The organism is Enterococcus songbeiensis, assembly GCF_005405265.1.
Lineage (GTDB): Bacteria > Bacillota > Bacilli > Lactobacillales > Enterococcaceae > Enterococcus_C > Enterococcus_C songbeiensis.
Window position 1 is genome coordinate 86,391 of sequence record NZ_BJDS01000012.1, and the last position, 7,438, is coordinate 93,828.

Consider the following 7,438-nt stretch of genomic DNA (forward strand, 5'->3'; position numbering starts at 1 on the left):
ACGTTCCTTCTTTCTAAATTAAAGCTTTTCTACGCAAGACATCGACACCTTTTGGCGCCCAACCAGCAACCACACAGGGTGTCGTAACGGTGACCCAGCCAAGACCGGCAAAAACGATGTCGGTTTTTTCTTTCACTGCAAATTCAAAACGAACCAGTTCAGGAAAATCAGCCACTTCATCGGGGCGTGGCGGCTGCAATAAGCCTCCCACGTGCTTGTCATAAAATTCGTCTGCCTTCGCTAATTTTGTGCGATGAATCTCCACATCGTTGGCGACATATGCGATAAAGGAACTTTTTTCCCCCTGAATGAAATCAAATCGAGCTAATCCACCTAAAAAGAGTGTTTGCTCTGCCTGAAGTTGATAAACTTTTGGTTTGATTTCTTTGTGGGGCGCGATAATTTTGAGATCCTTCTTGCCAAGATAATGTGCCATTTGATGCCGGTGAATAATTCCCGGTGTATCAATTAAAAAGTGGCCGTCATCCAACGGAATCTCAATTTTATCCAACGTCGTGCCGGGAAATCTTGAAGTGGTGATCAATTCTTTGATCCCAGCCGTATGTTGAATGATTTGATTGATCAAGGTTGATTTTCCAACGTTTGTCACACCCACGACATAGACGTCTCGATTTTCCCGATATTTTTCAATCATATCCAATAGTTTTTGCATGTATTTTGCATTTTTTCCACTAGTCAGCATGACATCTACTGGACGCAAGCCTGATGCATGCGCTTGTTCCCGCATCCATTGGGTCAATTTCCCCGGTTTTAAAGATTTTGGCAAAATATCGACTTTATTGCCGACAAGTAACACGGGGTTGTTCCCAACAAACCGATGAAGTCCTGGAATCAATGATCCGTTAAAATCAAAAATATCCACGACATTCACGATCAACGCATCCTTTTGCCCTAATTCATTCAATAATCGCAAAAAATCATCATCTGTCAAAGAAACATCTTGGATTTCATTGTAGTGCCGCAGACGAAAACATCTTTGACAATACACTTCTCCAGTCGCTAATCCCTTTTCAAGTGCCGATTGTGGTGTGAAGCCGGGTTTTTCCGGATCTTCTGTTTGAATCACCGCACCACAGCCTACACAATGGATCGCTTCACTCACCTAAATCACCTCGCCATTTCATATCTGAATGTTCTTTCAATAACTGTTTCATTACTCTTCGCTCCATAAAGCGATTGATTCGTGTGTTCCATGCATCTGTTTCAATCAGCGGTTTTACCAAAATACTGCGTACACCTGCGCGATTGGCTCCGCGAATATCCGTCATTAATTGATCTCCCACCATCACAACCTCATCTTTTGACATTTGCAGCCGCTCATGTCCGATACGAATGCCTCGGGAAAAAGGTTTTAATGCGCGAGAAACATAGCCTAGATCCAATGCTTGGATGGCCCGCTCCACACGACTGGCTTTATTATTGGAAACCACGATTACAGGAATTTCCGCCTGCTTCATGGTTTGCAGCCATTGCCGCAATTCATCCGTACCATCAGGATTGTTCCATGCAATCAAGGTATTGTCCAAATCTGTCAGGACCGCTTTAATTCCATGTTTTCGTAATTGTTCGGGAGTCAAATCATAGATAGCATTGACCATCCATGTTGGTTTGTACTTTGCAAACATAGTGTCTCCTTTGTTCAAAAAATGAAGGAGTACAAAAACGTACTCCTCAAGCCGAAATTATACTATAAAATTGCGGAAAATACTAGGTTTATACAAAGGTCCGCTTTTTTACGAAAAAAGACTTAGATTGAGGGTCAACATTTTAAAATTCGGTTCCTCATGAGAAGTACGCCACTGTTGAATTTGATTTTGAAATTGCTTTAAGCGTTCTGTTTGTCTAAAAATTCGACAAACAGACAATGCTTGATCAAAATATTGATCTCCCACCATCACCTGTTGCTCCTTATAGCACAAAACACCTTTATTGTATAAATAATCGATTTGAGGAAACAATAAATCCACTTTTTTTCCTAAAGCCTCTCCTGTCAGTTGCAGAATTTCCCGCGCATAACTGATTTTGTTTCGATAAATAAAGACTTGAAACAAATTGTACAGGATATCAAAATACAAGCGCTGTGTCTGAGGCAATGCCAAATAAGAATTTGCTTTTTTGATGACTCCTTTTGAAAAACGATAGAGTTCTTCTGGTTCGAAAAGAAAACTAAAAATCGAAAACAAGCGTAATTCCATTTCACCCCAATCATCTACCTGATGGAGATAGCGAACAACTCGGGTATCCGATCCAATGAAATCATTGTCTTCATTCAACGCAAGAATATATTGAATAAAATCTCCAAGAAAAAGCGGCCAACTATAGGCAGAAGTGCTTCGTTGATGAAGCTCGTTCATTAGCAGAATACTCTTTTCCTTTTGATTTTGATTCAAAAACGTTTCCATTCGTTTTACGTCCAACTGATAATGATCTTTAATCGTTTCTTTTTGAACAAAGCGAAATTCCTCAATAGAGACATTGATATTTTCCAGACAATGAAAAAACTGATCCACCGTCAGCATCGTCTTATTGTTTTCAAATCGGGAAAGCTGTGCCGCGCTGATACTGGAAGCTGCTGCCTCCTTCAAAGTGATTCGCTTGTTTTTTCGCAATTGCTGAAACGTCTCTCCAAAGTTCATCTGCCATCCTCTTTTTTACATATATGTAATTTATTGTGTTTCCTTTATTTTAACCCGCTATGCTAGAAACATCAAGGAGGGACATTCAATGAAAAGAATTTTACGGTTATTTTGGAAGGAAAATTTCGTCGTTGGCTTATTTTTATTAGGAGAAGCCTCGGCACAAACCGCTGCTACTTTGAGCATTGCTAAAGTTTTCAATGCAATCATTGCCCTGGATCAACAACTTTTTTTCCGCACAATTTTTGAGGTGTTGGCAGCATTCACCCTATTTTTGATTCTGGTTTTTTTCCGTGTTCGCTGGAAAACAACAGTCATTCAAAAAATGATCAATTACCTGCGTTTGGAAATCACTGACCGCTTGACTGGAACCAGCTATGGAGATTTTCATAAAGAAAAAGTTGGGACTTACGCTTCATGGCTGACTAACGATATCAATACCATTGAAAAGAGTTTTGATAGCTTTTACCAAGTTACCAGCGGAATGATCGCAACCGTCGTTTCTTTTTTCGCTTTATTTTCTTTTCACTGGTCATTGGTTTTATTGACTTTTGTTGAAAGTGTCGCACTATTACTTCTGCCAAAAATTTTTGAAAAAGAAATGAAACACCGCTATCTTACTGTGGCAACTAAAAGTGAAGTTTTTTTAAGTCAAGTATCAGACTACCTCAGCGGCTTTGACACCCTCTATGTCTTTCATCGCCTCCCATTTATTCATAAAAAAGTTGCTGAAGCCATTGCCCCTTTGCAAGAAAGCAAAATCATGCAAGGAAACACCACCGCAAAAGTTGCGGTGACCGGCGGTATCGGCAATGTTATCGGTCAAGTTTCAATTCTTGCATTGACAGGTCTTTTAGTTATTCGAAAAGCTCTAACACCAGGTTCGGTCGCAGCTACCGGAAATTTTGCCTCCACGATTTTTAATACTTTAGGCAATTTGAATAACTACATTTCAGAAATTCAGGGGACCGCCCCTTTGTTTGATAAATATTTGAACGTTGCGCCATTTGATGAAACTCCGGCAGCCGATTATCAACTGACACAAGGTATCCAACTAACCAATCTTTCTTACGGCTATCAAAAGGAACAACCCATTTTCACTAACCTTTCTTATACGTTTGAACAAAATAAAAAATACTCCGTCGTAGGTGCCAGCGGTTCGGGAAAAAGCACGCTATTAAATATTTTGAATGGTAAAATTCGTGGATACCAAGGCTCTGTCACCATTGGGAACTCAGAATTAGCAAAGCTTGCCACCAATCAAATCTATCAGGATATTTTGTACATTGATCAAGCGCCTTACATCTTTACTGGAACCATCCGAGAAAATCTGGTCTTGGATGAGCATTTCTCCGAGGAGGAGATTAAACACGCCTTAGAAGAAGCTGATTTATGGGAGTTGGTTCAGACCCAAGAAAAAGGACTGGATCAATTTATCGGTGAAAACGGTAGATTGTTTTCCGGTGGTCAAAAGCAGCGTCTCGCACTAGCTCGAGGATTTTTACGGCAGAAAAAAATTATTTTGGTCGATGAAGGAACCGCAAATCTTGATCGCACGAGTGCAGAAAAAATTGAAAACCTGCTGCTGGATAAACCTGAATTGACAGTCATCATGATCACCCATCACTTATCCGCCGCTATTGCTCAACGATTGGACGGGGTCCTGCGCTTAACCGACTAATCAAACGACTAAAGTTTTTTGAAATCAAAAAAATCCCACATTACAGTCGAAGTAGTGTGGGATCGTTTTTCTAAAATTGTGACCATGGTTGGGCATGCAACATCCAGTTGAGACCATACTTATCTTTAAATTGACCAAGTTTTCCGCCCCAGAATTGATTTTCATAAGGTAAAACAACGGTAACTTCATTTGATTTTGTCAATCCTTCATAAAAATCATCTGCCGCTTTCATACTTTCAGGATCTTCACTATTTACACTGATCATGAGGGTGATTTGTCCTGTCGGATTTGTGTCGGCGCCAAATGAATCTCCTGCTTGGATCTCTACACCCAAAACACTGAAAGTTGCATGAACTGTAATCGTATCTAAATCGGTGCTTTCAGGAATCCCCATTTGACTTGCTTGTTCTGCTGTCGGCGACAAGCGATAAATGTCCGTTGCTCCAAAAACATTTTCATAATACGCAAGTGCTTCTTTCGCATTGTCAAATGCGATGGAAGGAAATAAACGTGTTTCCATATGCGTTTGCTCCTTTGCATTTTTTATGATACAGCATAATTAAACATGAAAACTGTATAAAACACAATTATTTCCTCTCCTTACAAACGAAGGATTTTTATTTTTTTCGATAAAAAAACACCGCCAATTGAACGGTTGGCGGCATAATCTATCTTGTAAAGCGTTTCGTTTTAAGGAGTAAAAGCTTTGCTAAATGATAATGATTATCACTTAGTAAATTAAAAATACTATATTTCCCGAGAAATAGCAAGAAAAAAGTGGATTCTTTTCTACCAAACTTCTTTTGCGATTTCTTGTAATAAAGTGATTTTTTTCCACTGATCTTCTTCTGCTACTTTATTGCCTTCCTCGGTGGAAGCAAAACCACATTGCGGACTGATACTCAAATTTTCAAGAGGAACAAATGCTGCTGCTTCCTGAATCCGTGCTTTGATTTCTTCAGGATTTTCCAATTGTGGAAATTTTGAAGTAACTAACCCCAAAACAACTTTGCTTCCATTATTTGACCAATGGCGCAATGGCGAGAAGTCACCGGCACGTTCTGAATCGTATTCTAAGAAAAAACCATCATAATTGGTTGCAAATAATTCTGCAGCGATTGGTTCATATCCACCCGAAAATAACCATGAAGAAGCATGATTTCCTCGACAGATATGCGTGGTGACTGTCAAATCTTCCGGTTTATCGGCTAATGCTTGATTGATAATTTTTGTACAGATAGCAGCGATTTCTGAAGCGTTGATTCCTTTTTCCTGCAATTCTTTTTGTTTCGTCGCATCCGCCAAAAAAGCCCAATTGGTATCATCAAATTGTAAATAACGACAGCCAGCTGCATAAAATGCATGAAGCGCATCTTGATAGGTTTTAGCCAAATCTTCGTAAAAAACAGTCAGGTCTGGATAAATAGCAGCGATTCTGGAAGAACCATCATTTGCGAGCAATTCTTGGCGTAAAATCATCGTTGGACTGGGAATCGTTGCTTTCGCAAAATAGCCTTCCTCCGTTTCAACTACTTCTTTCAGAAAACGAAAATCAGCTAAAAATGGATGATGTTCATTAAAGGAAATACGATCAATCACGCGAATATTGTATGAGGGTGCTGCTTTTCCATGAAAATGTTGATTGTATCCGGTCTCTGGTACGTAACCTTCCACTCCATTTAAATTTTCTAAAAAATCAATATGCCAGAATCCACGACGAAATTCACCATCCGTGATTCCTTTTAAGCCAGCTTCTTTTTCTTTTTTCACTAATGAACGAATGGCTTCATCTTCGACCGCCCGCAATTCCGCCGCAGAAATCACGCCTTCTGAGGCTTTTTTCCGTGCTTCCTTCAACTTTTTGGGACGTAGGAAGCTTCCTACGTGATCGACTGTAAATGGTATTTTTTTACTCATATTTTCCACTCTTTTCTTAAATTTTTTTAATAAAAAAATCCCTTTACCGGCGAATGCCAGTAAAAGGACGAATGATCGTGTTACCACCTTTATTTAGAAAGATTGCTCTTTCCCTCAGCCCGACGTCATTATGAATGAGATCGGCGGTCCTTTTAACGGTGGACAATCCGTTTTTGACTACATATCGCCAAAAATTCCTCAAAGGCCATTTTCAACTTGCCACACCTAACCCTTCACACCAACCAGAGTCTCTCTAAAACAGCTTTAAGCTTACTTTCCTTATCAACGGAGAATTATTTTGTTGAATATAAGATTAGCACTTTCTATTTTTTTGTCAATGGTTTTTTAATCAAATTTTTTATTTTTTCTCCCTACTGTCGGCTCAAACAAAAAAAACACCATCAACGTCGTTTCATCCGTTGACAGTGCTTGATCAATAGACTCATCAAAAACGAGCATGGCCTATACTTATAAAGGTACTGTAATTGAAAATAGACAAAAATGCAACCAATATGCTTTACGCCTTGATAAGTACAATTCAAAAGAAAAAATCGCCAACACAATTTGTTAGCGATTTTTTCAAAATAAATAGCTTTGTATTGAAAAGATTTAAAAAGGAGTTAGGTTTGTTCATTCAAAATGATAGCGCTTTATCATTTTGATGGCTTAAATATAACGTATTATTTTTGAAAATGCAAGCAGAAAATTAAAATTTCTCTTGTTTCTTTTTAGAAAAAGCCGTATACTTTATCTTGTTCCGCGGGTGTAGTTTAGTGGTAAAACAGAAGCTTCCCAAGCTTCCGTCGCGAGTTCGATTCTCGTCACCCGCTTATCTTATAAGTCTTGATTTATCAAGGCTTTTTCTTTTACCCTAAATTTATTCCCGTTAGTAACTATCTGCAAATAGTATTAAAAAAAGATGAACCTTCACATCTTTTTGATAGACTATTCTAGTTTGGAGGCAAATTATGGAAAATATTCGGATAACAACTAAAGCCGACTATTTTGAAATAGTGAATTTTCTTGAAAAAAAGACAAAATATGTTAAATTATTACGTCTTCTCGATGACCAAGAATCTACTATTATTCTTAATAAATAGAGATATTCCTGAATAATTCATAGCTTTTTTGAAATGCTATTTAAACATTGTCCTAACGCTGTTTATTGTTTTATTACCCAACA

6 protein-coding genes, 1 tRNA gene and 1 other annotated feature are annotated in these 7,438 nt (G+C 38.6%); of the genes, 2 read left to right on the plus strand and 5 right to left on the minus strand.

All coding sequences use genetic code 11. The features are described 5' to 3' along the window. Positions 1 to 13: 13 nt before the first annotated feature. The 3 genes from yqeH to FFM66_RS07445 all read right to left on the minus strand — a co-directional run bounded on the left by yqeH (position 14) and on the right by FFM66_RS07445 (position 2,657). The gene (yqeH, locus tag FFM66_RS07435) at positions 14 to 1,123 is read right to left on the minus strand and encodes a ribosome biogenesis GTPase YqeH (protein ID WP_137605494.1); all 1,110 of its coding nucleotides are present in this window, start codon (positions 1,121 to 1,123) and stop codon (positions 14 to 16) included. Continuing rightward, the gene (locus FFM66_RS07440; RefSeq protein WP_048603031.1) at positions 1,116 to 1,646 is read right to left on the minus strand and encodes a YqeG family HAD IIIA-type phosphatase; all 531 of its coding nucleotides are present in this window, start codon (positions 1,644 to 1,646) and stop codon (positions 1,116 to 1,118) included. Before FFM66_RS07440 ends, yqeH begins: the two co-directional genes overlap by 8 nt. A gap of 108 nt (positions 1,647 to 1,754) precedes the next feature. Further along, the gene (locus FFM66_RS07445; protein ID WP_137605495.1) at positions 1,755 to 2,657 is read right to left on the minus strand and encodes an Rgg/GadR/MutR family transcriptional regulator; all 903 of its coding nucleotides are present in this window, start codon (positions 2,655 to 2,657) and stop codon (positions 1,755 to 1,757) included. A gap of 88 nt (positions 2,658 to 2,745) precedes the next feature. Here FFM66_RS07445 and FFM66_RS07450 point away from each other — a divergent pair, with 88 nt between their 5' ends. After that, positions 2,746 to 4,338 carry an ABC transporter ATP-binding protein gene (locus tag FFM66_RS07450; RefSeq protein WP_137605496.1) on the plus strand — a complete coding sequence of 531 codons (1,593 nt, stop codon included), beginning with the start codon at positions 2,746 to 2,748 and terminating at the stop codon, positions 4,336 to 4,338. Positions 4,339 to 4,408: 70 nt separating this feature from the next. On the opposite strand, the gene FFM66_RS07455 is transcribed toward FFM66_RS07450, so the two are convergent. Then, positions 4,409 to 4,858 (minus strand): VOC family protein, encoded by a 450-nt coding sequence (locus FFM66_RS07455; RefSeq protein ID WP_137605497.1) that lies wholly within the window; start codon positions 4,856 to 4,858, stop codon positions 4,409 to 4,411. A 269-nt stretch (positions 4,859 to 5,127) separates the two neighbouring features. Then, positions 5,128 to 6,255 (minus strand): 5-methyltetrahydropteroyltriglutamate--homocysteine S-methyltransferase, encoded by a 1,128-nt coding sequence (locus FFM66_RS07460; RefSeq protein WP_048603035.1) that lies wholly within the window; start codon positions 6,253 to 6,255, stop codon positions 5,128 to 5,130. Positions 6,256 to 6,315: 60 nt separating this feature from the next. After that, positions 6,316 to 6,550 (minus strand) — a binding site (T-box leader). Between the two features lie 464 nt (positions 6,551 to 7,014). Here FFM66_RS07460 and FFM66_RS07465 point away from each other — a divergent pair. Further along, positions 7,015 to 7,085 (plus strand) — tRNA-Gly (locus FFM66_RS07465). The last annotated feature ends 353 nt before the right edge of the window (positions 7,086 to 7,438 follow it).

Excerpts from the sequence above, each read along its gene's own strand:
- FFM66_RS07450 (WP_137605496.1), top strand. The coding sequence starts at position 2,746 with ATGAAAAGAATTTTACGGTTATTTTGGAAGGAAAATTTCGTCGTTGGC.
- FFM66_RS07460 (WP_048603035.1), bottom strand. The coding sequence starts at position 6,255 with ATGAGTAAAAAAATACCATTTACAGTCGATCACGTAGGAAGCTTCCTA.
- FFM66_RS07455 (WP_137605497.1), bottom strand. The coding sequence starts at position 4,858 with ATGGAAACACGTTTATTTCCTTCCATCGCATTTGACAATGCGAAAGAA.
- FFM66_RS07440 (WP_048603031.1), bottom strand. The coding sequence starts at position 1,646 with ATGTTTGCAAAGTACAAACCAACATGGATGGTCAATGCTATCTATGAT.
- FFM66_RS07445 (WP_137605495.1), bottom strand. The coding sequence starts at position 2,657 with ATGAACTTTGGAGAGACGTTTCAGCAATTGCGAAAAAACAAGCGAATC.